Annotated in this window: 29 protein-coding genes; all 29 read right to left on the bottom strand. The window is 71.8% G+C overall.

Annotation, left to right across the window (positions count from 1 at the left end; translation table 11 throughout):
• Positions 1 to 18 precede the first annotated feature (18 nt).
• Positions 19 to 954, bottom strand: a complete 936-nt coding sequence (locus tag C6376_RS36840) for an alpha/beta fold hydrolase (protein WP_254076219.1) — start codon at positions 952 to 954, stop codon at positions 19 to 21.
• 288 nt (positions 955 to 1,242) lie between these two features.
• Positions 1,243 to 1,932 (bottom strand): hypothetical protein, encoded by a 690-nt coding sequence (locus C6376_RS36845; protein ID WP_254076220.1) that lies wholly within the window; start codon positions 1,930 to 1,932, stop codon positions 1,243 to 1,245.
• A gap of 65 nt (positions 1,933 to 1,997) precedes the next feature.
• Entirely contained in the window at positions 1,998 to 2,507 is a 510-nt protein-coding gene (locus C6376_RS36850) for a hypothetical protein (protein WP_107447378.1), read from the bottom strand.
• Between the two features lie 106 nt (positions 2,508 to 2,613).
• Positions 2,614 to 2,970, bottom strand: a complete 357-nt coding sequence (locus C6376_RS36855) for an XF1762 family protein (RefSeq protein WP_254076221.1) — start codon at positions 2,968 to 2,970, stop codon at positions 2,614 to 2,616.
• Entirely contained in the window at positions 2,967 to 4,760 is a 1,794-nt protein-coding gene (locus tag C6376_RS36860) for a type IV secretory system conjugative DNA transfer family protein (RefSeq protein WP_107447379.1), read from the bottom strand. Before C6376_RS36860 ends, C6376_RS36855 begins: the two co-directional genes overlap by 4 nt.
• A gap of 32 nt (positions 4,761 to 4,792) precedes the next feature.
• Positions 4,793 to 5,440 carry a DUF317 domain-containing protein gene (locus C6376_RS36865; RefSeq protein ID WP_367881070.1) on the bottom strand — a complete coding sequence of 216 codons (648 nt, stop codon included), beginning with the start codon at positions 5,438 to 5,440 and terminating at the stop codon, positions 4,793 to 4,795.
• 133 nt (positions 5,441 to 5,573) lie between these two features.
• Positions 5,574 to 6,092: a hypothetical protein gene (locus tag C6376_RS36870; RefSeq protein ID WP_173985801.1), complete on the bottom strand. Its 519-nt coding sequence runs from the start codon at positions 6,090 to 6,092 to the stop codon at positions 5,574 to 5,576.
• A 70-nt stretch (positions 6,093 to 6,162) separates the two neighbouring features.
• Positions 6,163 to 6,984, bottom strand: coding sequence for a DUF317 domain-containing protein (locus tag C6376_RS36875; RefSeq protein WP_107447381.1), 822 nt, complete (start codon positions 6,982 to 6,984; stop codon positions 6,163 to 6,165).
• Complete coding sequence (locus C6376_RS36880; RefSeq protein WP_107447382.1) at positions 6,975 to 7,331, bottom strand: hypothetical protein; 357 nt, start codon at positions 7,329 to 7,331, stop codon at positions 6,975 to 6,977. Before C6376_RS36880 ends, C6376_RS36875 begins: the two co-directional genes overlap by 10 nt.
• Before the next feature lie 27 nt (positions 7,332 to 7,358).
• Positions 7,359 to 8,162, bottom strand: coding sequence for a DUF317 domain-containing protein (locus tag C6376_RS36885; RefSeq protein WP_107447383.1), 804 nt, complete (start codon positions 8,160 to 8,162; stop codon positions 7,359 to 7,361).
• Positions 8,159 to 8,542 (bottom strand): hypothetical protein, encoded by a 384-nt coding sequence (locus tag C6376_RS36890; protein ID WP_107447384.1) that lies wholly within the window; start codon positions 8,540 to 8,542, stop codon positions 8,159 to 8,161. Before C6376_RS36890 ends, C6376_RS36885 begins: the two co-directional genes overlap by 4 nt.
• Before the next feature lie 22 nt (positions 8,543 to 8,564).
• Positions 8,565 to 8,807 (bottom strand): hypothetical protein, encoded by a 243-nt coding sequence (locus tag C6376_RS44105; protein ID WP_159083373.1) that lies wholly within the window; start codon positions 8,805 to 8,807, stop codon positions 8,565 to 8,567.
• Positions 8,808 to 8,816: 9 nt separating this feature from the next.
• On the bottom strand, positions 8,817 to 9,044 hold the full coding sequence (locus C6376_RS45870) for a hypothetical protein (protein WP_254076222.1): 228 nt from the start codon (positions 9,042 to 9,044) through the stop codon (positions 8,817 to 8,819).
• A gap of 6 nt (positions 9,045 to 9,050) precedes the next feature.
• Complete coding sequence (locus C6376_RS45875) at positions 9,051 to 9,224, bottom strand: hypothetical protein (protein WP_254076223.1); 174 nt, start codon at positions 9,222 to 9,224, stop codon at positions 9,051 to 9,053.
• Between the two features lie 16 nt (positions 9,225 to 9,240).
• Positions 9,241 to 9,888 (bottom strand): hypothetical protein, encoded by a 648-nt coding sequence (locus tag C6376_RS36900; RefSeq protein ID WP_107447385.1) that lies wholly within the window; start codon positions 9,886 to 9,888, stop codon positions 9,241 to 9,243.
• A complete protein-coding gene (locus tag C6376_RS36905) occupies positions 9,885 to 10,643 on the bottom strand; it encodes a hypothetical protein (RefSeq protein ID WP_107447386.1) in 759 nt (252 codons plus the stop codon). Before C6376_RS36905 ends, C6376_RS36900 begins: the two co-directional genes overlap by 4 nt.
• A gap of 22 nt (positions 10,644 to 10,665) precedes the next feature.
• Entirely contained in the window at positions 10,666 to 11,346 is a 681-nt protein-coding gene (locus C6376_RS36910; RefSeq protein ID WP_173985802.1) for a hypothetical protein, read from the bottom strand.
• Positions 11,347 to 11,359: 13 nt separating this feature from the next.
• Positions 11,360 to 12,205 carry a relaxase/mobilization nuclease gene (locus tag C6376_RS36915; RefSeq protein WP_107447387.1) on the bottom strand — a complete coding sequence of 282 codons (846 nt, stop codon included), beginning with the start codon at positions 12,203 to 12,205 and terminating at the stop codon, positions 11,360 to 11,362.
• Positions 12,202 to 12,627 (bottom strand): hypothetical protein, encoded by a 426-nt coding sequence (locus C6376_RS36920; RefSeq protein ID WP_107447388.1) that lies wholly within the window; start codon positions 12,625 to 12,627, stop codon positions 12,202 to 12,204. Before C6376_RS36920 ends, C6376_RS36915 begins: the two co-directional genes overlap by 4 nt.
• Positions 12,628 to 12,726: 99 nt before the next feature.
• A complete protein-coding gene (locus C6376_RS36925; RefSeq protein ID WP_173985803.1) occupies positions 12,727 to 13,224 on the bottom strand; it encodes a hypothetical protein in 498 nt (165 codons plus the stop codon).
• 171 nt (positions 13,225 to 13,395) lie between these two features.
• The gene (locus C6376_RS36930; RefSeq protein ID WP_107447390.1) at positions 13,396 to 15,195 is read right to left on the bottom strand and encodes a hypothetical protein; all 1,800 of its coding nucleotides are present in this window, start codon (positions 15,193 to 15,195) and stop codon (positions 13,396 to 13,398) included.
• Positions 15,192 to 16,334, bottom strand: coding sequence for an AAA family ATPase (locus tag C6376_RS36935; RefSeq protein ID WP_173985952.1), 1,143 nt, complete (start codon positions 16,332 to 16,334; stop codon positions 15,192 to 15,194). The genes C6376_RS36930 and C6376_RS36935 overlap by 4 nt, the downstream gene beginning before the upstream one ends.
• A gap of 194 nt (positions 16,335 to 16,528) precedes the next feature.
• Positions 16,529 to 16,750: a hypothetical protein gene (locus C6376_RS36940; RefSeq protein ID WP_107447392.1), complete on the bottom strand. Its 222-nt coding sequence runs from the start codon at positions 16,748 to 16,750 to the stop codon at positions 16,529 to 16,531.
• A gap of 289 nt (positions 16,751 to 17,039) precedes the next feature.
• A complete protein-coding gene (locus tag C6376_RS36945) occupies positions 17,040 to 18,308 on the bottom strand; it encodes an MFS transporter (protein ID WP_107447393.1) in 1,269 nt (422 codons plus the stop codon).
• Positions 18,309 to 18,326: 18 nt separating this feature from the next.
• The gene (locus tag C6376_RS36950) at positions 18,327 to 19,517 is read right to left on the bottom strand and encodes a hypothetical protein (protein ID WP_107447394.1); all 1,191 of its coding nucleotides are present in this window, start codon (positions 19,515 to 19,517) and stop codon (positions 18,327 to 18,329) included.
• Positions 19,514 to 19,966 (bottom strand): hypothetical protein, encoded by a 453-nt coding sequence (locus C6376_RS45880; RefSeq protein ID WP_107447395.1) that lies wholly within the window; start codon positions 19,964 to 19,966, stop codon positions 19,514 to 19,516. Before C6376_RS45880 ends, C6376_RS36950 begins: the two co-directional genes overlap by 4 nt.
• 286 nt (positions 19,967 to 20,252) lie before the next feature.
• The gene (locus C6376_RS36960) at positions 20,253 to 20,786 is read right to left on the bottom strand and encodes a hypothetical protein (protein WP_107447396.1); all 534 of its coding nucleotides are present in this window, start codon (positions 20,784 to 20,786) and stop codon (positions 20,253 to 20,255) included.
• The gene (locus C6376_RS36965) at positions 20,786 to 21,538 is read right to left on the bottom strand and encodes a glycosyltransferase (RefSeq protein ID WP_107449402.1); all 753 of its coding nucleotides are present in this window, start codon (positions 21,536 to 21,538) and stop codon (positions 20,786 to 20,788) included. The genes C6376_RS36960 and C6376_RS36965 overlap by 1 nt, the downstream gene beginning before the upstream one ends.
• A gap of 47 nt (positions 21,539 to 21,585) precedes the next feature.
• A complete protein-coding gene (locus tag C6376_RS36970; protein WP_367881071.1) occupies positions 21,586 to 22,032 on the bottom strand; it encodes a hypothetical protein in 447 nt (148 codons plus the stop codon).
• Positions 22,033 to 22,094 lie beyond the last annotated feature (62 nt).

Consider the following 22,094-nt stretch of genomic DNA (forward strand, 5'->3'; position numbering starts at 1 on the left):
CTCGGTACAGACCGGCACCTAGTGAAATTGCCCGGAAGGCAGGGAGTTCGGAAATGATCGGTCCTGGGGGTGAGGAGGGTGGGGGCTCGGTTCGGCGGCGATGCGGGCGATGCGGTCGCTGATGAGCGCGGGGTGGCGGATCGGCAGGGCGTGCGTGGTGCGGGAGAGGATCTCCAGGCGGGCGGCAGGGAGTTGGGCGGCCAGCTGCTTGGTGTGGGCGGCGGGGATGTGCCGGTCGTCCGCGCCGGCCATCAGCAGAAGCCGGTCGCCGAACTGGTTGAGCACGGTGGCGTCGCGCGGCTGGTAGCGGCGCAGGCACTGCCACAGGTCGGCGAGATCACGGGTGTGGGTGTGGCGGATGCCGTGGCGGCACTGCGGTGGCCCGTCGGCCGGGCGGTAAGGGTGGGGCGCGAGGCTGTAGGGGTGTGTGGTGGGCAGGCGGTGCCGCAGCCGGTCCACGGCTTGGGGCGCGTGGGTGCAGGTCAGGGCGAACAGGCTGCGTCCGGCGGCCAGGAGCCAGGCGCGCGGGTCGCGTCCGGGCAGCACGCTCGCCCCGCGTGCGGTGGCCGACAGCAGCACCATGCCCCTGATGCGGGCCTGGTGTTGGGGGTGCAGGGCGGCGAGTTCCTGCAGGACGAGGGCGCCCAGGGAATGTCCGGCGAGCACGAACGGTCCGGCAGGGACGACGTGGGTCAGGATGTGGTGCAGGTCGTCGGCGAGCTGCCGGATCGTCAGCGGTGCCTGGCCGCGCGGGGTGTGACCGTGTGCGCGCTGGTCGTAGCGCACGACGGTCAGGCCCAGGCCGGTCAGGTGCCGGGCGTGGACGCGCCACAGGTCCGCGGTGACGGACGCGCCGTGCACCAGCACGACCGTCGCGCCGCCGGGACGCGGGCGCACCGGGGTGTCGCGGTAGACGGACAGGCGAGTGCCGTCCGCGGCGGAGACCGACAACACCTCAGTGGCAGAAGGAGGGTTGCGCACAGGTAGGACTTCCAAAAAGGGGGGATCAGTAGGGGGCAGCCGTTCGCCGTCCGGGCCGGGTTCGTGGAACTGGCCGTTCGGCACCTCACTGCGCTTGCCGCCGTCCTGGGGGCGGGCGGATATCGGGGAGACGACCCCCAGCGGCCGGGCGGGAAAGTCAGCGGCGTGATCGCTCGAAGTCGCGCGCCAAAGTGCGGAGTTGTTGTGCGTGTTCTGCCAGGTCGAGCAGGGGCATGGGGTGGTGTGGCTCCGGAGGGTCGATCAGTGGCTTCGGGTGGCCGTCGTCGCGGCGGTGGGGGCGGGCGCGGGTGTGGTGCCGGGTGGCCTGGCGGTGGTCGGGCGGCTGATGGCGGCGGCCAGGGCGGTGGTGCCGGCGGCGGTGAGACGGACTCGGTCTTGAAGCGGTCCGCCCGTGTAGGCGGAGGACGCGGAGTTCGGGACGCGCTCGGCCAGAGCGTTCGCCTCCAACGACCGCAGTGTGCCGATGAGCACGCGCTCGTCGCGGTAGTGGACGTACTGCCGTCCCAGGGAGCGGGTGGCCACGACGTGCCCGCAGGCGATCTCCCACAGGGCGGTGCGCTGCGTGGCGGTCAGCTGGTGGTCTGGAGCATCGGTGGTGCTCCAGCGTCGGCGGCGGATTTCGTGGGCGATGCTGTCGGCGCAGCTCATGGCGGCTTCGGGGGCCAGGGCGGTCAGGGTGCGCGCCATGGGAAGACGGTGGTCCGTGGAGGCGCTGCTCAGGAAGGCGAGCTGCTGGAGACGGACCACCGCGTCCGACAGTTCGTGACTTTCGTAGAGGCGTTCGTCGGTGACCGCTTTGATGGCGGTGCGGGTCGCGGAGGCGAGTCGCTGGGCAGAAGCGACGTAGGCGTCAGGCTCGGATTGGGATCCGGCTCGCAGGAGGCGGTCGAGCGTGTCGTTGTGTGCCACGTACTGGTCTGCGAGCAGCATGAGCCGTTCAACCGGCGTCGGTGGCGGGGCCACTTCAAAGAGAAGGCCATCGGTGGGCGGTGTCGTCATGCGCGGCGCCGGATAGCCGGGGTGGGCAACGAAGCTGGGGTGGGTGCGCTCGCAGCAGCGGGGGTCCGCGGTACCTCCAGCGCGGTGCGGGCTGCTGCCAGGGCCCGCCTGGCGTCGTCGAGGTGGATCCGCAGGCGGCTGTGGTGGTCGAGCGAGTCGAGCTTTTGCTGGAGCGTGTCCTGCGCCGTGGTGGTGAGGGTGATGAGCGGGGCGAGGGCCTGGGTGTAGTGGGCGATGGACCGCCCGACGTGGCCGGCGCTCGCGCCGAGGGGCTTGGCGGGCGGGAGGCCGGCGATGTTCGGGGCGAGAGGGTATTCGACGTAGGCGGCCATGCGGGCGGCGAGGTGGCACAGCAGGCCGATGTGTCGCGTGGCGTTGAACAGGCCGGTGCCGTCCACGGTGATGTGGTGGTCGCGGATGTCCGTGGTCACGGCGTCTCCGGCTTGGCGCGGGGACATCTCGTCGAGGTCGGTGGGTTCGTAAGTGTGCAGGGCGTCTCCAGGCATGTGGTTCAGGGGGCTTGCCACAGGAAGCGGGCGATGTGGCCGTTGCCGTGGCCGGCCCGGGGCCGGGAGGGGGTGTGCCATCTGGCCCGGGGCGGGCGGCTGGCGATCAGGTGCCATCCGCGCCGCACAGGGACGCGCCGCTCTCGCCCGTCTGGGTAGAGGTGATCAGGCGCTGGTAACCGAGGGCTTTCGCCGCGCGCCACGATGCTCCGTACAGCAGGGAGTTGGCGTTGCGTGCGGCGTCGCTGGCGGTCCGGGTGACTTCGAGGATGGTGCCGTCATCAAGGTGTCGGGCAACCGGCCGGCCGACGATGGCCACGGCGCGCAGCGTGCCGGGCTCGTCGGCGGCTCCGACGGTGAAGATCTGACCTGCGGGCGGCGGGTGGTGGCGGTGCCAGGCGCCCACGAAGTCCTTCGCCTCACGTGAGCGCACCGGCACCAGATGCAGCCGGACGGCGCTCACACGGCCTTCCCGAAGTCGGACTGCGTCGGCGCGTGCTTCGCCACGGCGCGGGCGGTGATCGCCTTGGACGCGCGGGCCGACGCTGCGGACAGCTCCTTCGCTCCGGGCTCCAGGTACCACGGGCGCAGGTCCAGCATGGCGGCCCTCATACCGGTGGCGAAGCAGAGGGCGGTGCCCTTGGGGAGGGCGCGGATGGCGTCGGCGGGCAGGATTCGTTCCTGCCGCATGCTGACCGAGGTCGACTTGCCGGACTCCGAGTGCGAGGTGGAGGTCGTCTCGACGTCGTGGTCGCCGATCAAACGGCTGAGCTTGTCCGCGAAGTCCGGGTCGTCGATCCCGGAGCCGATGACCTTGACGGTTGAGGCGGACCACATGGCGTCCATTCCGGCGTCCGACCACACTTTCTGGCCCTGGCGGTAGGACTGCAGGATGGTGATCGGGATGATGCCGCGCGACCCGAGGTGCGAGTACAGGTCCGGCAAGTCGCTGATCTTGCAGACGTTGGCGGCCTCGTCGAGGATCGCGAGCATGGGCGGGTCGAGCCGTCCGCCGGCGCGTTCGGCCTGAGCGGTCGCGGCCCGCATCACCGAGTCCGCGCACGCAGCGATCAGCGCCGAGGCGCCGCCGCCGCCGTCCTTGCTGAGCAGGAAGAGCGTGTCGGTGGAGGTCACGAACGCGGACGGCTTGAACTCAGGAGTGTCCTTCTGCGGGGTGACCCATGCGGCGATCTCGCTGTTCAGCAGCGCGGCGGCGTACTGGCGGGCGGTCTCGTAGATGCCATCCCTGGTTTCCGGCGGTCCCTCCACGGTGCCCTTGAGCTGGGCGGCGACGGCGGCGAATTGGTGGTCGCGGAGGATGTCGAGCGGGGTGCGGTCGGCGGGGAAGGCCAGCCACTGCATGACGTCGGTGATCGGCCGGTCGTCGAGGGCCGCGGCGAGGAAGAGCTGGGCGAGGATGTTGGATCCGGCCTTGGACCAGAAGTCGCCCTGCTGGCTCGCGTCCACCGAGGCGGCGAGGAAGTGGCCGGCCAACCGCCCGGCGCCGTCCAGGGTTTTGGCGTCCGCCAAGGGGTTCCACCACATCTCGCGTGCGGCGTGCGCGATCTGCTGCGGGTCCATCGACCACACCTGTCCGACGCGGGCGCGGGCGTCGTAGGTGGCGGTGAAGGCGTCGCCGGCGGCTTTGTTCGAGGTCAGCAGGACCGGGCCGGGCGCGGCGAGAATGGAGGGGATCGCGAGGCTGGTGGTCTTGCCCGAGCGGGGCGCCATGATGGCGACGGCCACGTCCTCGTAGCCCATGCGCACCTCGTGCTTGGTGCCCTGCAGGTTGCCGAGCAGGATGCCGGTGTCGCGGGCCTCGATGTGCTTGGCGTCCTTCAGGCTCGGGCGCAGAGAGCGGGCCTTGTCGGTGATCGCCTTGGCCATCAGCGGCTCGATATCCCGGGCCTTGGCCATGCCGGTGATCTTCTTCTTCCGGGCGCTGCTGCGGTTTTTGTGCCGGGCCCACAGGACGCCCACCCCCACACCGAGGGCCAGGAGAAGGACAACAGGGACGATGCGGGCACCGATCAGCAGGGACGTCTCTCCCGCTTTGGGCCACAGCTGATCGGGGTGGAGCAGGGCGCTTGTCGGCTGGTAAGGGGCCCAGTCGGCGCCGGTGAGGTAGGCGGTGACGTTGCCGGACAGCCAGGCGAGGTGGGAGAGGGGGACGACGACGGCGAGCACGCCGAGAAGGAGGCGCAGGACGAGGTCGTACCCGTCCGTGTTGCTGTTGGAGGAGGAAGGGGGCAAGGGCTACGTGCTTCCGGGCGGGGGCGGTGGGATCAGCGGCTGGGGTGGTTCTTGGCCGGCGGCTGTCGCGAGCGGAGCGGACTCGTCGGCGGGTTGGTGTGCCGGGCAGCGAGGGAGTGGACGCGTTCTTCCAGCGCCCCGGACACGTACACCGCGAGCACGTCCGTGGTCCTCCGGGCGACGACGTTCGGGTCGCGGGACGGGAGACTGCGCCCGCTGTCGATGCGCGCTACGGGATTCGGATCGGCGAGCGCAGCGGTGAACGCGGCGACCAGGCGCGCAGGAGTGTGCGCGCCGAAGCGGGCCTGCCACACAGGCCGGTCCGGGCCGAGTGCGGCGGTGACGAACCAGGCGCCCGGTTCCTCCGCGCTGCCCAGCCGCTGGACGTACGCGGTGCCGTCGGGTGACACGAGGCCGTTGTCCGCGGAGGCGGGCGACCAGCCGATCTGTTGGAGCGGCTCGTACGGATCGGACGGTCTGCTCGCGGTTGCGGCTGGATCGGTGAGGGCATCGGTAACAGCGGCGATCAGTTCGACCGGGGTGAGGGCACCGAAACTCGCGTACCACGCGGGCCGGTCCGGCTCCGCAGCGTGGTGAAGGGTCCACCACTGGCCGTCGGGTTCGGGCTCCAGGCGCAGGAGGGCTTTCTGGTCCGGGCTGGAGAGCAGGACGCGCGCCATCAGGGGGTCGTTGCCGTGGATGCACTGCAGGCGCGGTGGAGAGGGACAGTGATCCAGGCGGGGTCACCGCCACCGGCCAGGTGGCGCGGGGCGATGAAGTCGACCTCGACAGTCTCGGGAGCCAGGGGCATGGTCACCTCCGTGCCGGGGTTCGCCGGTCGGCCGCGGGAGCCGGCGATGGTGCAGGCGCCAGAGGTGAGGGGGCGCTGCGGGCAGCGGCGTTGATCTCGCGGAGTGTCTTGCCATGGGTGGCCCAGTCGTCGAGGTAGCTCCACGATTCGGCGTGGTACTCGGCGAGGGCGTCGTCGAAGGCCGTAGTGCCGGGCTTAGCGGTGGCGGGCAGGGCGTCTCGGGTTTCCAGCCACTGCTCGTGCAGCTGCTCGAGCCGGCCGAGGGCGGCGTGCAGGACACCCAACTGGTAGACCCAGCGGCTCTGCACGGTACCTTCCGGCAGGCGGCCCAGTTGCGTCTCCGCTGTGGCCAGCAGGTGACGGGCCCCGTAACGGAGCGATTCGAACGCCTCGGCGGTGTCGGCGTCGCGCTGGCTCGCGCGCAGACCGTAGGCGTAGTCGTCGTAGGGCCATCCGTCGAGGTCGGTGTGCTCGTCGGAGTAGGCGTCCCAGGCATCGAGGATCTTCTTGCTGTCGCTCACGTAGCGGTCGAGGTGACGGAGGAAGTCGCGGTGTGCGCGGTGATCGGCGGAAATGAGGAGTCCTGTCGGTTCAGCGGCGGGCCGCTGGCTGGGCGGTGTGGGCCTTCGCCGGGGTCGGTGCGGGTTTCATCTGCTGCCGGCGGGCGGAGCGTGCCCGGGCGCGGAGCGACTCGATACGCGCGGTGTGCGCGTCGACCACCTGCTGCGGGCGCAGCGGGCTGGACTCCTGCACGGCGCTGTAGTGGCCGGTGCGGTCGTACATGCCGCGCTGGAGCGGGCTAGCGTCGACCAGCGCGGTGAGGAACGAACCGACGAGGCGGGCGGGGGTGCTCTCGTCGAAGTAGGCGTGCCAGATACACGGGCCGCGGAACTCTCCGTGGCCGGGCTCACGGGTCTCGACGTGCCAGGACGGCCCGCGGCTGAATTCGCTCAACGGGCGCAGTTCGATGTGGCACATGGAGTCTGGCGAGCGCGCTGTGCCGTCTGAATCGCGGTGCCACCCTGCCGAGGTCACCGGCTGCCACGGGTCCTGATGTTGTGGCGGCGGGGCGATGAGGGCGTCGGTGAACCGGGCGAGGACCTCGGCGGGCACGAGTTCGCCGAACTCGGCGTACCAGCCCGGCTCGGTGCCGGCGGGCTCGGCCCGCAGCCGCCACCATGCGGAGGTGGTGGACTGCGGGTCGAACTGGAGGCGGTGGCGCAGGTCGGGGCTGCGCAGCACGATCTCGGCGCTCAACGGGTCGGAGACGGCGCTCCACCCGGCGGCGGCCAGGCCGTGGGTGACGTGGCGGGCATCCCCGGGGCCAGCGAGGTGACGGGGGCTGGTGTCGAACGGGATCTGCCAGGCGTGCTTGTCGGTGAACGCGGCGAGCTGCCGTTCGCTCAGCGGCACAGGCCGTCCCCCTGCTCGCTCGCGGCGGTGCTGCCGTACAGGTCGCGGAGGTCGTCCAGGACGTAGTGGAGGGTGTGCTGGTCGGCCTGCTCCCACGCGGCCGTGCGCAACTCGGTGATCAGAAGGTCGACCTGTGCGGTGCGCGGCGTGTCCAGGTGTTCCTGCAGGGTGCGGGCGAGGGCGCGCAGGATGTCGGCGAGCTGGACGGGCAGGCCCGTGTACTCATCGAGAAGGGGCTCCACGAGGGCGAGGGCCTCCACGGGGTCAGGGTTCTCGCGCAGGTAGTCGGTGAGGTCAGACAGGGTTTCGGTCGCGGCGTGGATGGTGTCCGGGGTGAGTGCGGGCATCGGGCTCCTTGGGACGGGTACGTCGGGTCAGCGGCGGGTCCGGGCACCGCCGGCCGGGGTATGGGTACGGGCGGTGGTGCGTGGCCGTGTGCTTCGAGCGCTGCCCTGGGCCCAGGTGGCGGCGCGGGCGGCCGTGATCCGGGCCTGTTGCCACGCACTGAGCTGGGAGGGCTTGACGGAGACCGACCAGGTGCGGATCTGTGCGCTGTGCGGCACGCGCCCGCGCGGACGCATCACGGGATCGGGATTGGCGAGTTCGGCCGAGAGGGCTTGTACCAGGTGCATCGGGGTGTTGGGCGTGAAGTTGGCCGTCCAGCCGTTTCCCTGCTGGTCCTTCGCTCCGGTCCACCACATCGCCGTGCCGTCGGGGCTGTGGTGGTACTGCATCCACGCGGTGCCGTCGGGGCTGGTCGCCGTATAGTGCTCGCCCTCGGAACGCGTGTGCCAGTTCTGCTCCTGCAGGGGCGCCCAGACGTTGGGGGCGTGGGCGGAGCGGGGGCGGGTGAGGGCGTCGGTCATACCGGCGACGATCTCCACCGGCGTCTGTCGGCCCAGGTTCGCCGTCCATGCGCCCTTCAGGCCGTCCGCTTGGCCGTGGATAGTCCACCCGCCGGGCAGGATGTAGGGGTCGTAGGCGACACGGACGGTGCGGTCGGGGCTTTCCATGAGTAGCGGGCCGTTCGGCTTGGACTTGTCCCGCCAGCCCGAGGCGCGCAGGAACTCCGAGACGTGCCGGACGTCGCCGCCGCCGGAGAGGGCACGGGGCTGGACGAGGTAGTGCTGCTCGGCCTGCTCGCCTGGACCCCAGCCCTGCCATTGCTTCTTCTTCACCGGTGCCGCCGGACGACGAGCGGTGCGGGGGCCGGGAGCTTCGCCGCGGTGGTGGCGGGCTGGGTGCCGACGTGCCGCAGGGTGTCCTTGTGTTCGTCCAGGTCGAGGGTGATGTCGTGCAGTTCGTTCGAAGCACGGCCCAGGGCGAGCCACACCTCTGCGGGGAGTGCGCCTCGTTCGGCCTGGTCCTTGGCGAACACGCTGCCGGTGGCGACGAGGTGGGTGATGCCGCCGAGGACTCCGGTGTCCGGGTCGAGGACGCGGGCGATGACCTGCGCGGCCTGGGGAGGGGGAAGCTGAGAGAGGTGGTCGGCGAGCTGGCCCAGTTGGCGGGTGATCTCGTCGGCCAGTCTCACCGGGTAGGGGGCGGGGTGGGACATGCTCCTCCGGGGCGGGGTGCGGTCAGTGGTGGTGGCGGTGGCCGACGCGCTGGGTCTCGGCGAGGACGGCCTCCGGGCGGGCGCCGGCCAGCGGCGAGGCGCGGTCGGGGCCCGTCGGGATGCAGGCACACAGGTAGCGGCGGAACAGGGCTGTCGCGAGTCGGGGTTGGAGCCGGTTGCTGATCGGTGGGGGTGTGCGGGCTGCTACGGGTTTCTCCGGGATCGAGCGGTGCGGTGGGTGGCCCCGGCGAGGTGCCGGGGCCACCAGGGGGTCTTACGGGGTGCGCCGGGACGGTGCGGGGCGCGAGGGGGAGTCGGCCGGTGCCGGAGGCTGCGCGGCAGGGCGGGCCGCGCGGGCACGTATGTCGTGCACGGCCTGCCGGTAGGTGGCTTCCTCGAAGACGTCGGGCGTGCAGTTGACCTCGTACCCGGCCAGGAGCAGGGCGGGGATGGCGCGGGTCGCCAGGCGTTTCTGCTCGTCGGCACCAAGGTGTTCGGGCACCGTGTGTCAGATGTACAGCGGCGCGCCCGTGGGGTATTCGTGGCGTTCGAGGCCGAGCTGTTCCAGCAAGTCATGGAGCTGGGCGGGGGCGCCGGTGGGGGTGTCGGCGTGGAGGGTGGTCGTCAGGGTCTTGACGTAGATCTCAACGTCCGTGCCGTACTCGTCGGCCAGGTTGGCCATGTGTTTCCCTCTGGGATCAACGGTGGCGGGAGGCCGAGGGATGGGCGGTGCTCGGCGGCGGTGTGAGGGCCGCCGGCTGCGGAGCCCGGGCGGCGTGGTTGCGGGCGTGGAGGATCACGCACGCGGCCTGGCTCATGGAGTTCGCGGTGTCCCTGAGCCGTGCGAGGGGTTCGGGTTCCTCGCCGGGGGCCGCCCCCTGGAGGGCACTGGCAGCGATCCAGGCCCGGACGACCACTTCCCTGGTAAGGGGCAGCAGTCCATTGACCGGGGCGGCGATCTCGGTGAGCACCTCGGCCACCGCACTGCTGGTCTTGGCGGCAGAGGCCCGCTCGGCGAGCTGGGTGAGGAAGCGCAGGGCCGCGTTGTGTTCGCTGTCCGGTGTGACCAGCGCGTTCAGGGCGGGGTCGAGGTGGACGCTGTGACCGGCGGCAAGCAGGGCGTGCGAGGCAGCGGTCGCCTTCAGGCGCTGGTGCTCGACGGGCAGGCCGTGGGGAAGCCGGTGGTAGTTCCCGCTCGGTCCGGGAGCGGAGAGGAAGCCGCCGGTTCGCTGGAGAATGTAAGCCGCCTTCTCGGTGCCGCCGATGGCGACGACCAGGCCGGTGCGGGGGTCCTTGGTGATGGTGATGTACTCCAGCACCCAGAACTCGGGCTCCGTCTGCTTCATCGAGCCCTGGTGGCCGGCGCACGACTGCCGGCCGGGGAGGGCGGCATGGAGGCTGGGGCGGAGGTGGGCGCGGTCCGGCCTGCGGGGTGCTGGAGGGCGGTGCCGATGCCGAGTGCGTCGAGTTGCGGGCCGAGCTCGCGCAGGGCGCGCGCCTGCGCTCTGGTGTCGTCGCCGGTGAGGCGGTAGATGCCGCTCTGCGGGTCCTGGACGAAGCCGTGGGCGACGAGGATCGCGCCGGCACGGTCGTCGACGGGGGCGGTGGCGACGCTGCCGTCCGGCTGCCAGGTCAGGACGACCCGGTCCGGCTGGGAGGGCTGGATGCCGCCCAGGGCGTTGTGCCGGACCTGGGCGAGCGCGCTGTCGTAGCGGGTGAGCAGGTCGCCGGCGACCTGCTCGGCGCCCAGGAACGGGTCGTCCGCCAGGGCGATGCCGTTGGGCTCGGGGACGGCGCGGTACGCCTCGTCGGGCAGGGCGCGGGGGGCGACGGCGGCGAGGAGGAACCCGTCGCGTTCATCGTGCCGGTCCACAAGGACGAGTTGGGCGCCGTCGGGGCGGCTCAGGACGGCTGCCTGCCGCAGCGGGTGCTCGGCGAGGGACGCGGCGACCAGGCCCAAGTCCCAGATGCGGTCGGCGAGTTCGGTGAGGTCGCCCTTGGCGTCCGGCGGGAGGTGAGTGCTGGTCCAGGTGTCGGGGAGTTCGCCGGCGAGGACGTCGGCGTACGAGGCGAGGCGCTCGGAGGTGTCGTAGTCGTGCATGGTGTCCTTGGGCGAAGTAGGGTCAGCGGCGCAGTCCGGCGGCCACGGGGGGCGGCGGGACCGGGAGCGTGCGCGGCGGGGGCGGGCAGGCGCACACAGCGGAGCGTTCGTGTTCGGGGGCGGGGACCTGACCGGTGCAGGTGCTGCGGCCCGGGTGCGGGGCGTGCCGGTCGGCGAGGGCGTTGCGGGTGTGGGCGACGTCGGTGCGGATGACGTGCAGGTGCTCGTCGACGAGGTAGCGCAACCGCCGTGCGATGTAGGGGTCGGCCGCCTGGCCGAGCCCGTCGTGGAAGTCGGCGGTGGCGATGAGCACTTCCTCCAGCGCGGCGAGGATGCCGTCGTGGGCTGCGGTCAGCTCGGTCAGGGCGTCGGCCGCCTCTTCCGTGGTGGTGGCCTCGCGTATGCGCTCGGCGATGTGGGCTACGGAGGAGCCCAGCGGGAGGTAACTGGCCGGCCGGTAGCCAGTGTCGAAGTCCTCGTCGCAGTCGACGTGGTACCCGGCGGCCCGGAGGAGGGCGACGGCGTCGATGGCGAGATCGGACTCGCCGTCCTCGGTGAGGCCGGTGGGGGCGCGGTGGTAGGTCTCGTGGACGCGGACAACGGCGATGAAACCGGCGCGCTGCAGGACGCTGTGCGCCTCGGAGTCGCCGCCGCGGGCGAGGAGTTCGGCGGAAGCGGCGAGGATGCGGTCGGTACGGGGCAAGGAGACGTTTCTCCTACGGCGATCGGTGGGCGGTGTACCGGGCGGCGGGTGGTGCGGCGGCGACCCGGGGCTGGACCAGGTGGGCCGCGGTGGTGTCCAGGTCCTGCTGGATGGCGTGGAGGCGGCGGGCGATCAGCTCCAGGCGGTGCGCCGTGTCGGTGCCGGCGGCGCCGGGCTGGCGTGCGACTCGGTGCGCGGTGTGCTCGATGAGTCCGCGGACCGTGGCCAGCGGACCGACGTGCTCGTCGGCGAGCTGCGTGAGGACGCTCGCGAGCTGGGCCGATGCCGTGGGCGCCGGCCGGAGGGCGGGCCGCGCCGTGGGGCCGGAGCGCACGGGAATCAGGCGGAGGTCCTGCTCGATGCGGCGCGACTCGTCCGCAAGGCGCCGCAGGATGTCGGCGGGCGGTGCGTGCCACGCGCCGTCGAGGCTGATCAGATTGGCGATCAAATCGAGGCGTCCGGGCTGCGCCTGAACGGAAATCCACCGGCAGCCGCGCTCCTTGCCGGGAATCTCGATGCCGGCGGCCCGCGCGAGCCGGTGAGCGATTTCAGCCCACTCGGGGCCGGTCAGCTCCCGGTCGTCCGGGTGAAGCCGGATGTCAAGGTGGAGGATCGCCCGCCGGTCGTCGTCCGGGCTGGCGGCGAACGGCTGCTCCAGATACGGGTCTTCGAGGTGCTCGGCCCACTGGACGGACGTCCAGATCCTCTGCTCGTCGTCCAGGGTGAAGTAATCCAGGCCCGGCCAGTGGGCGACGACCGTGTACTCCGTCAGGCCCTCGTGAGGCGAGACCGGCCGCCCCAGCGCCTCGGCGAGCGGGTCGTGCGGCGTGTGGGTCCGCTCGTGCAGGCGGGGAATCACCGGCCCCCCCGGACGTCGGCGATGTGCACCAACTGGTTGAGGGCGGTGGTGGTGTACCAGCCGCAGTCGATCAGCTCGTTGCGGTCGGCGTACTGCGGCAGGAGGGCGTCTTCCATGGCCCGCAGGTAGATCAGGCAGTCCGGGCAGCGGCGCGAGAGGTGTACGAGGTAGCGGGGGTGGCCGGTGACGTAGGACTGGGCGCCGCCGGTCGCATCACGCAGCCGCCAGCCGTCCTCGTCGGTCGGGGTGTGCCAGGACGGGGCAACGATGCGCATCGCGTCGCCCCACAGTTCCCCGCCGGCCACCCCCTTCAGGACGACGACGGTGTCACCGGCCTGGAAGTGCTGGTGCGTGATGTCCCGGTCGGAGGTGAGCGGGTCGGGCGTCGGCGCGAAGGCAGACGTGGGCGGGGGCTGGGACATGGGTTCCTTCCACGCAATCGGTGGCGGGGTGGGAGGAACAATGGTCCGGAGGAACGCCGGTTTGGCTAACCGGCGTTTCCCGGCTATGTTCCCCCGCCGTCAGCGAAACGGGTTCTCCGTACCGCGGTCGTTCTCGCCTGCAGCGTCGAGAAGTTCGAGCAGGTCAGTGCCCCCTGCGTCGCGCTGGTCGATCCACCATCCGGCGGCGGTGATGGCGCGGGCCTTCTCCTCCAGCTCCGCCCAGTCCGCCTCGTCCCAACTCCCCTCCACGACGAGCGCGGTGTGCGCGGCCGTCATCAGCTGGTGGCGGGAGCGCTCGCCCCAGTCCAGGGCCTTGGCCGGGCCTTCCAACTGCGGCATGTCGAACTGCTCGGCCCACTCGCGGGCGGCCTGCTGCTCCTCGGCACGCTTGGCGGCGAGCCACGCCTCCTTCGATTCCGTGTCGGCGTCGCGGGCGGCCTTCCAGCAGTCGGTGCAGTCGCGGCCTTCGAGCCAGCGGGCGAATCCCGCGCGCCGGTCGGCAGGTCGGTCGGACAGGTTATGCGTCACTTCGTGTCCACAGCTGTGGACAATTTTCCAGGTCGTACGGACAGCCATGTTCTGGGTGATCTCCTTGCCGTGGCGGGCAGTTCAGGGGTTAAGGCCGGGTATGTGTGGTCGAGCGGACTGATGGTGGGGGTTCAGCGGCGCGCGACATGGGCTGGCCTGCGGAGGTGGTCTGGAGTGCTTGGCGGTGGTCTCGGGGACGCTTCCGCCTTCTGCGTCGTCTCAGCGTGTCCTGCGGATGGCGTCTGTGGCCGCCGTGGCGATGGCGACGGGAGCGCTGGAGGGCTGGGGCAGGTGCAGCAAGGTGGTCCCCGGCAAGTGGTGGGACTTGGCGGTGAGGGTGAGTTGGAGTACGGCGCAGCCGGCGGTCGTGAGCTGCTTGATGCGGGTGACGGCTTGAGCGGTTTCGTCGCTGCCGTACCGGGCGTCGGTGACGATGACGAGGAGGCGGCCGGCGCCGGGGCGGCTGAGTTCGAGGCCGTGGTCGAGGGCGTCGATGGCGTCGCCGAGGTTGTGGTGGCCGCCGTTGGCATCGAACGTCGTTACGCGCTCTGGTGCTCGGTGGGTGGGTCGGGTCAATGCGGTCAGGTGCTTGTCATAGGCGATGGTGGCGGTAAGGGAGTCGGGGTCGGTCAGGGCTGCTGCGCGTGCCACGATCCAGGCAGCGGACGCGACGGGCGCGCAGGCGGCTCGCATGGAGCCGGAGACGTCGACGGCGATACCCACACGCAGCGGTGGGGTGGGGGTGTTTCGGCGGTGGGTGTGGGTGAACGGTTCCGCGGTGGGGACCGACCCGGCCGCGCGCTGAGCGTCGCGGGCGAGGGCCGCGCGCATGTTGAGGCGGCCGGGCGGGGTGGGGCTGGTGGTCCGCTCCTCGGTCCGCTCGCGGTAGGCGGCGGCACGCAGGGCGCGGCTCAGGCGCGCGGCGGCACGCTGCTCGGCGGCGGTGGGCCTGCGGGTGCCGGTGACCGGGTTGCCGTAGGGCGCCGGTGTGCCGTCGGGGGTGACGGTGGTGCCATGGGCGTTGAAGACCGACTTGGCGGTGGCGGCGGCTTTGCGTCGCTGGTCGGCCCGCTGGGCGCGGTCCTGGGCCTGCGCTTTGGACTGTGCGGCCATGGCGTTGGTCGCTGCGGCCTGTGCCGCGAGGTCGGCGGCGTCGGTGGCTGCCGTGCTGTCCATGACGGCCCCCACGGCGCCGGACAGCAGATCGGTGAGGTTCTCCGGCACGGGCAGGGCGGGGGCTGCGGTGTCCAGAGCGTCGCACCATTCTTTCGCGTGCGCGAGCATGGTCGTGGCGTCGTGGTCGGCGCACTGGTGGGCTGCGGTCCAGATGCGGGTGAGTGTGGCCAGCAGGTTTGCGCCCAGCACCTTTTCGCACAGGTCGGCGACGGCTCGGGTCTCGCCGGCGTCCAGGATGCCGACGTCACGGCGGCCGAGGACGAGGGCCGCCACGGCGGCGGCGTGCTCGATGCCTTGGAGGGTGGGGTGGGCGGTGTCGGGCATGACCAGGGTTCGGGCACTGGTGCGCAGGTACGTGCGGTCCGTGGGCCGCGTGATCAGGTGTGCGCCTTCGACGCGGCTCTCCTCCAGCAGGAGCGCGGCCTCGACGACACGGGGGTTCGCTCCGGCAGGCTGCGTCCAGATGGAGTGGGCTGCGTGCGCGGCCTCGTGGACGAACACTCCCCAGGCGGCGGGATATCGCTCCTCGTCGCCCATGATCCGCGGATGGATCTCGTGGGGCTGGAGCGGGGCGAACAGGCCGGCGTCGAACTCGACCTCGCCCAGAGTGGGGAAGAATGCGGCCGGTGCGCCGCTGCGTGTGCCGGGGCGGCAGGTGACGAGGAGGTCCTGGCGGCCGGAGAGGGCGACCAGCCGGTCGCCGAGTTCGGCTCCCACGCGTAGCCACAAGTGCGGGGAGGAACGGGGTTGCGCGGGCGGGGCGCCGTCGTCGTCCCATCGCGCGAGGTCGGCGTCGTCGTCCGGTGTGGTGGCGGGGGACTGGACGTGGTGGTGGGCGCTCATCGCGAGCGGCCCCGGTGCGCGGGGCCGGTGCTGCCCGGGGGCTGCCGGACGGCCGAGGCGGAGAGCTGCTTGCCGAGGGTGAGGGGAGCGACCTCCTTGACGCCGACGGCCTTGATGACGGCAGCGGCGACGGCGTCGCGATCCTCCACAGGGGCGATGCCGACCAGGTTCGCGAGCGCGGCTTTGGTGCCGAGGACGGCCTCGGTTTTCTGGTAGCTGAGCAGCTCTCGCAGTTGGGGGGCCCAGCCCAGCTCGCCGAGTTCGACTTGGCGGGAGAGGTGTCGGGCGACGCGGACCACCTGGGCATCGATCCTCAAGGCCAGGGCGAGGTCATAGTCCGTGCCGATCTGGATTTGCACGCTGAACCGGCTCGCGAGCGCCTCCGTCAAAACCGCCCCGTGGACGCCGGGATTGTGGCCCGCCACCACGTAGAAGCCCGGCTCGGCCTTGATGGTCTCGCCCTTGTGGGCCTTGACCTGGATCTGCCTGCGCCCGTCCATTGCGGGATACAGCGCCGCCAGGACCTTCGGTGAGATCAAGGTGGCATCGTCGATCAGCAGGGCGCGGCCCTCGGTCATCGCGGTGACCAGCGGACCGTACTGGAAGACGTAGCCGCCGGCGTCGTCCTGTGTGTACTCGCCGATCAAGTCGCCGACCGTGGTGTCGCCGTCACCGGCGACGGTGAGCAGGTCCTCGAACGCCGCCTCGACCAGACTCGTCTTGCCGGTGCCCGGAGGGCCGTAGAGCAGCACCGGCACGTCGGCGTCGCGCAGGCGATTCAACGCCTCGACGTCGGGCAGATCGGCCAGCTCCCGGGGGTGGTAGAGCTGGCCCCCGGCGCGGCGGATCGGGCCGGTCTGCCTGGGCGTGGCTGCTGCGGGAGTGGTGGTGCGGGCCGTGGCCGGCTGGGCGCGGGGAGAGTGGGTGCCTGGTGGGCTGATCACAGCGGTCTGCGCGGCTGCGGCGGTTCTCGCGTTCGCGAGGAACTCCGGTTGTCCGGTCCCGCTTTGGTCGGCCTCGCCGCGTCGCACCAGGGTGAGGGCGGCGTTGCGGACGGCGCCGTGGGAGTGGCCCAGCTGCCTGGCCATGTCCCCGATGGTGAGCGTGTCCGCCGGCCGGTCGGCCAGCAGTTGGGCCACCTTGGCCCGTAGTTCGCCGCCCTTGGTGCGCGCTGGACTGGTAGGCGGTCCGGGTGTGGTCAAAACGAGGGTCCTTCAACAGGTGCGGGTGCGGGCGGGGTTGGCGATGCGCTGGAGAGGCTGGCCGCTCTCGGAGCGGCTCACGGACTGTGCCGACATCGGCGACCGGGCCAACCGGGGCGTACCGTCGGCGCTCACCGGCCGACCGAGGGCTCGGTCCAGGTGCAGGGGATGGTCGGCGACGAGCAGCTCGCCGGCTGCCGAGCAGGCCCGTGCGTCCGCTCCGTATCGGGTTCCGTCGCCCGGCAGGCGCAGCCTGGCGTCTCTTCGAAGCCGGCCTGGAGCAGGATCCGCCGGGCGGCGGCGTTGTAGCCGGTGGTGGTGATCTCGCCGGTGATGGTGTGCCGGATCGTCATGAACGGCTCTGCTGGTGCTTCGGGCAAGGCGGATCTCCTATCGGTGGTGGCGGGAAAGCGGTGGGGTGTTGGGCGAAGGCGAGGCGGGCCCGGAGCTTCCAGCACATCAACGGTGCGTGGCTGGACCACGAACGATGGGCAATGACTGCCGACATGCTCCAGGGCGGGCCCTCACCGCCCCGCAGCTACCTGACTCGCCTTTCCGCACGTTCTGATAGCCGGGTGTACCAACAACAGCCATAAATGGATCTCCTCAAAAGGGTTGGAAAGTGGGGGTGTTGCGCCAGGATCAGGGCGTCTTGTGCCGGCCTCGGAGCGGGCGGCGGTGCCGGCCGCACTGCATGTGTCCGGTGGAGCCGAGACGTCGGCGAGCGGCGAGAAGGACGGTGAGAGCGAAGGCCGCGCCGGCGGCGGGGAGCGCAGCGCTGGCGAGAGGCTGCTCGGCGAAGCGTCCGGCGAGGGCGGTGCCGGCGGACTGCCCGGCGCCGATCGCGAGCCTGGGCCACGCGTACGCCTCGCTGGTGCGGCCTGCGGGGGCGAGGGCGTCGGTGGTGACGTAGGCGCAGGCGACCACGATGGTCAGGAACGCACCGGGCACGGTGACCGCGGCGGTGGCCGCATACGGGGCAGGAAGGGCAAGGAGCGGGAGCCACCCGGCCAGGAACGCGGCTGTGGCGATGATCAGTCGCCTGGTGGTGGTGCCGGTCCAGGTGCGGATTCCGTAGATGAGGCCGCCGAGGAAGGCGCCGGTGGAGAACGCGGCGGGGATGATGCCTGAGAGCATGTCCTGGTGGTGGTGCTCGGCCATGGAGATGGACCACACGTTCATGGCTCCGATCGCGAACCCGATGCCGGTGAGGAAAACGAACAGCAGCAACGCGGCAGGGGTGGCCGACTGCCGAGCCGGGGCCGCGTCCTGCCCCACGAACGGTTCGGGTCGCCAGCGTCGCGACGGCGGAGCGAGGGCGACCGCGGCGGTGCCGGCCAGGCCGAGGGCTGCGGTGACGGCGAGCGCGACGGCGGGGTTGTACGCGGAGGCGAGCGCGGCGGAGAGCAGGGGGCCGACGATGTACAGCAGGCCCTGCGTGCCGGTGTCGAGCGCGAGTGCGGCGTGCCGCAGCCGGGGGTCTGGCAGCACGCTCGGCCACAGCGCCCGGAGTCCGGCCTCCAGGGGAGGCGTGGTCAGGCCGCCGCCGACGACGATGGCCGTGGCGAGGCCCGGTCCGCCGTACGGTCCGGCCAGGGGCAGAGCCACCAGGAGGGCCGAGTTGAGCAGGGCGGCCGGAAGGTGTACCGCGCTCTGGCCGTGGCGGTCCATGAGGCGTCCCTTGACTGGCTGGGACAGCGCGGAGGACAGCCCGTACAGGGCGCTGAGCAGTCCGCCGAAGGCGATGCTGCTGCCGCTCGCGGTGGCCAACAGAAGGATGGCGACGGGCGCCATGCCGTTGGGAAGTCGGCCGGTGAGGGTGCCGCCGAGGAGGCGCGCGACGTACGGGCTGCCCAGCACCGCGCCGTAGGAGATGCGCGGGGCCGGGGCCGGGGATGCGGTCAGGGACAACGGGTGCTTTCTCGGTGCTTAGCGGTGGCGGGCGGGCGTGATGGCGCGGGGTGGCGGCGTGGGTGGTGCGGTGTCCACGGCCGGCCGCGGGCGGACGCGCAGCACGGGGGTGCGGTGCGGCGGCAGGACGGCGACGGTCGCGCCGAGGTCCTCGGCCGCCTCCTCGACTTCGCGGGTGAGGAACTCGATCTGCCGGCCCAGCGCCGAGAGGCGGGCGGCGATCTGGCGGCCCTGCACGGTCTCCAGCGCGCTGGCGAACTGGCTGCTTGTTTCCAGGAGTTCCTGGAGACGGACCATCGGGCCCGGGGTGTAGCCGCGCTGGACGGCGCCGAGGAGAGCTTCGGAGGCGTCTCCTGCGGTCTGGCCTTCGACGACGTCGCGGATGAGTTCCTGCAGCGACACCTCCGGGACCGGCGCCGGGCGGTTGAACCGGGAGACGTCCGCGCGCAGCACACCGGGCGGGACCGGGGCAGGTAGTACCTTCCCTGCCTCGTATTCGTGGGCGTAGTGCCCGATCACCTGCCAGCCCGGTGCGTCCGGGTCGCCTCGCAGCGCGACCAGCGTCGAGTCATCGTTCTCGATGAGGTGGGCGAGGGTGATCGGCTGCCCGTCGGCGGCATACCACGACTCGGTCAGCTCCAGCTCGCCTCGCTTCTGCGCGGCCTGGGCCCTCTCGGTCCACATCCGCTGTTCTTCGTCGGTCAGCGGGGCTTTGTGGTGGTGGTGTTTGTTCTTGTCGGCGAGGTCGCTGGCGATGAAGCTGTGATCCGCCCAGGCGGCGAGGTGCGGCCATAGGGCCGAGTGCTGTGCGCGTTCGGCCGGGGAGCCGGGGGTGTCCGGCCGGTCGAGGGTCCGGCGGATCTCGGCGGCAGAGGCGGCCAGGCCGTCCAGCACGGCCCGCCATGCGGCCAGGTGCCGGGCGGGTGGCAGTTCGTCGAGCGCACGGCGGGCGGCGTCGAGCAGAGTGTCGGCGTGCGGGGCGAGGTGTGTGGTGTACGCCTCCGCCGCCGCCCTGTTGCGGTGGGCTCGTGCGGCTGCCGCGGCGCCTGCGTGGACGGTGCGACCGTAGCGGTCGCATGTCATGTCGAGCGCGGCCTCGCTCTCGCGGTCGATGACCGCCATCCGCAGCCGGAAGTTGCGTGCACCGTCTGTGAGTTCCGGTGTCACCGGGACGGAGCCGTCCGGGGTCGGATTGCTCGCGGGCGTCATCGGGACCGTCCACTGCCCGAGGCCGTCAGGTGGACGGTCGGTGCGTAGGCGGGCTTCGGCGGGATCGGTCGGGCCGAGGGCGGGGAAGTGGTGGGCGGTGTGGCGCGCTGCGTTGTTCGGCCGGCTGCTGCTTGGGCGAGACGGCTGCGGCGCTCCTGGAGCCCGTTCGGCCGGGCCGGGCGTGGTGGGCCGGCGGAGAGGGACGGGTCGGGGCGAATGTCGGTCGGCACGCTGTAGCCGAGGCTGCGCAGGTCGTGGACGGCCTGGCGGGTACGGCGCAGCCCCTCGCGCTCCGGCTCGGTGAGCCGGTACAGGCCCGGCGAAAAGGGGACGGGCTCGAACTGCTCGCGGACGAGGAACCACTCGGCCAGGTGAGGGGTGAAGCTCGGTGCGGCGGTGGCGACGAAACCATGTTCGGGATGGGCACGGAAGCGGAAGTGGTCGGACAGAGAAGGACCCCTTCTTTCTACTGGTCAGCGGCGAGGGGACGGCGGATGGGTCGTAGTACGACGGGCTGGTCTCAAGGGGGCGGGTCCGCCGGGGAGGGCTGGGCGAACGTCGGGGCCGGGCATGCTGTCGCTTCCGTCGTCCCGTTTGGTGAATCCGGCCTGGTCCAAGGCGGTGTTGGCCCACTGCTACTGCTTGGGCGATGGCGGCCGGGGCAGCGGCGCGGTTGTAGGCGAGCCGGATCTCGGCAAGAGGGTTCGGGGGCATCCCGGGGTCTGCTGGTGTCGTTCAGTGGCGGTTCGGCTGCCGTGACTGGGCGGCGGCAGCTGGCTGGGTCCGTGGGCCGGTCGCGCGCGGGGTGGACGGCCCAGACGGTGCCGGGGTGGAGGTCGCGCGCAGGGCGGCGGAGGTATGGCGCAGGCGTGCGCGGGCCGCGACGTACTTCTCGGCGGTCATGATCCGCAGGACTTCGGGGTCGTTGCGCAGAGGCGAGTGGGCGAGATCCTCCACGGCCTCGCGCTGGAAGCCGGTCGTGGCGTAGGTCAGGGCTTCGGCGAGTGTGTCCAGAACTCGCGTGATACCGGCGGCGGCCCGGGCGAGCTGGACCAGGGCGACGCGTTCGGGCGGGTAGACCGTCTGCGGTGTGGTGAACCGTTCCTGCGCGTGTTCGATGGTGTGCTGCAGATGGTGGGCCAGCACGCCGATGTCGTCGGTGAGCGTGATCAGGTTGACGGCTTCGGGGCTGGTGGGGAATGAGGCGGCCAGTTCCTCCAGACGCCTGGCCAGGTAGTCGAATGTGGCCGGAGTGACGGAGGAAGACATCAGACCACCCCGGCCGCAGCGCTTGTCTCCCGGGCGCGGAGGGCGGCTCGCAGGCTGCGTCCGTAGTTCCACGCATGCCGCCGAGCCTCCGGCTCCAGGACGTCATAGGCGTCCTGGCGGGTCATCTGGCCAGGGTGTTTGCGGTACCGGTAGACCGGCAGGGGAAGCAGGATCCCGGGGGCGAGGCTGGTGACGCCGAGGGCGGCGCAGTAGTCCTCGCCCTGGACGAGCCCGCCCATCGGGGCGGCGCGCACCAGGTCGGTGCGGGCGAGGATGGTGGTCGGCCCGATGGGGATGGTGTCCGCCGGCGACTTCCAGTACGTCCACACGTCGCCAGCCTCGTGCCGGCCGGGCGGGGCGGGGCAGCGCCACAGGGTGGTCGAGCCATCGGGGTGCAGGTCCTCGCTCCATCCCGCACACCAGCCGACCCCCGTCGATTTCAGGATGTTCAGCCGCACAGCCATGGCGTCGTCGGTGAACTCATCATCGTCATCTGCCCAGTTGGTGTACTGGGTGCGGACATGGGCGAGGGCCAGGTTCCGGGCGCAGGCGGTGCCGACCGGGCGCGGCAGAGCAAGCGTGCGGACGCGGGAGTCCTGCGCGAGCGGGTCGGGCAGGCGGTCCGGCGAGGCACCGTCGAGCGCGATCACGGCCTCCCACGGCACGGACTGCCGGGTGAGGCTGGCGTGCATGGCGGTCAGGTAGTCGAGCCGGTCTTCGCGCAGGCGGCTGGCGATGACGACGGTGATCAGGGGCAGGGTGTGCGAGGGCAGGGGAGGCTCCGGGAAGCGAGAGTGAACTAGCGGCGCGTGGCGGGACGCGGGGCGTGGGCCTTCGCCGGGGATGCAGCGGGAGCGCCCGGGGGCGGCGTGCTGCGCGATGCCCGGGTAACCGGTGCGGGGTCGAGGGAGGACCAGGCCGCCGGGTGGTCGTTGAAGGCGGTGCGCGGGTCGGTGGCCCAGTCCACGACCGGGCCGATGTCCTCGTGGAGGAGGCTGATCACCTCGATGCCCTCCGTGTGCAGGATGTACCCCCACTGCATGTCCTGCCCGTCTGCGGTCTCGTCGGTGACCGACATGCGCCGCGGCGGGGAGCCGTCCGGGGTGATCAGGCGGTCGAGGGTGCGGCTGGGCCACTGCTCGCCGCCGGTCAGCGCAGCCACGAGCGAGGGCGGGGCGCCGTCGAGGAGGTCGGTGCCCAGTTCGTCCCAGCCGACGGCGACGTCGTCGATGAGGTGACGGGACATGGCTTCCACATCGCGTCCGAACTTGTACTGGTAGGCGGCCAGGAGCAGCGGCAGGTGGTGGC

This window comes from Streptomyces sp. P3 (assembly GCF_003032475.1).
GTDB lineage: Bacteria > Actinomycetota > Actinomycetes > Streptomycetales > Streptomycetaceae > Streptomyces.

Bases quoted from the DNA above. Each gene is read 5' to 3' on its own strand.
- C6376_RS36850 (WP_107447378.1), bottom strand. From the start codon at position 2,507: ATGCCTGGAGACGCCCTGCACACTTACGAACCCACCGACCTCGACGAG.
- C6376_RS36940 (WP_107447392.1), bottom strand. From the start codon at position 16,750: ATGACGATCCGGCACACCATCACCGGCGAGATCACCACCACCGGCTAC.
- C6376_RS36920 (WP_107447388.1), bottom strand. From the start codon at position 12,627: ATGTCCCAGCCCCCGCCCACGTCTGCCTTCGCGCCGACGCCCGACCCG.
- C6376_RS36970 (WP_367881071.1), bottom strand. From the start codon at position 22,032: ATGTCCCGTCACCTCATCGACGACGTCGCCGTCGGCTGGGACGAACTG.
- C6376_RS36925 (WP_173985803.1), bottom strand. From the start codon at position 13,224: ATGGCTGTCCGTACGACCTGGAAAATTGTCCACAGCTGTGGACACGAA.
- C6376_RS36865 (WP_367881070.1), bottom strand. From the start codon at position 5,440: ATGGCGCGCGTCCTGCTCTCCAGCCCGGACCAGAAAGCCCTCCTGCGC.
- C6376_RS36960 (WP_107447396.1), bottom strand. From the start codon at position 20,786: ATGTCTTCCTCCGTCACTCCGGCCACATTCGACTACCTGGCCAGGCGT.
- C6376_RS36905 (WP_107447386.1), bottom strand. From the start codon at position 10,643: ATGCACGACTACGACACCTCCGAGCGCCTCGCCTCGTACGCCGACGTC.
- C6376_RS36900 (WP_107447385.1), bottom strand. From the start codon at position 9,888: ATGAAGCAGACGGAGCCCGAGTTCTGGGTGCTGGAGTACATCACCATC.
- C6376_RS36845 (WP_254076220.1), bottom strand. From the start codon at position 1,932: ATGCTGCTCGCAGACCAGTACGTGGCACACAACGACACGCTCGACCGC.
- C6376_RS45875 (WP_254076223.1), bottom strand. From the start codon at position 9,224: ATGGCCAACCTGGCCGACGAGTACGGCACGGACGTTGAGATCTACGTC.
- C6376_RS36930 (WP_107447390.1), bottom strand. From the start codon at position 15,195: ATGAGCGCCCACCACCACGTCCAGTCCCCCGCCACCACACCGGACGAC.
- C6376_RS36890 (WP_107447384.1), bottom strand. From the start codon at position 8,542: ATGTCCCACCCCGCCCCCTACCCGGTGAGACTGGCCGACGAGATCACC.
- C6376_RS36950 (WP_107447394.1), bottom strand. From the start codon at position 19,517: ATGACGCCCGCGAGCAATCCGACCCCGGACGGCTCCGTCCCGGTGACA.
- C6376_RS36880 (WP_107447382.1), bottom strand. From the start codon at position 7,331: ATGCCCGCACTCACCCCGGACACCATCCACGCCGCGACCGAAACCCTG.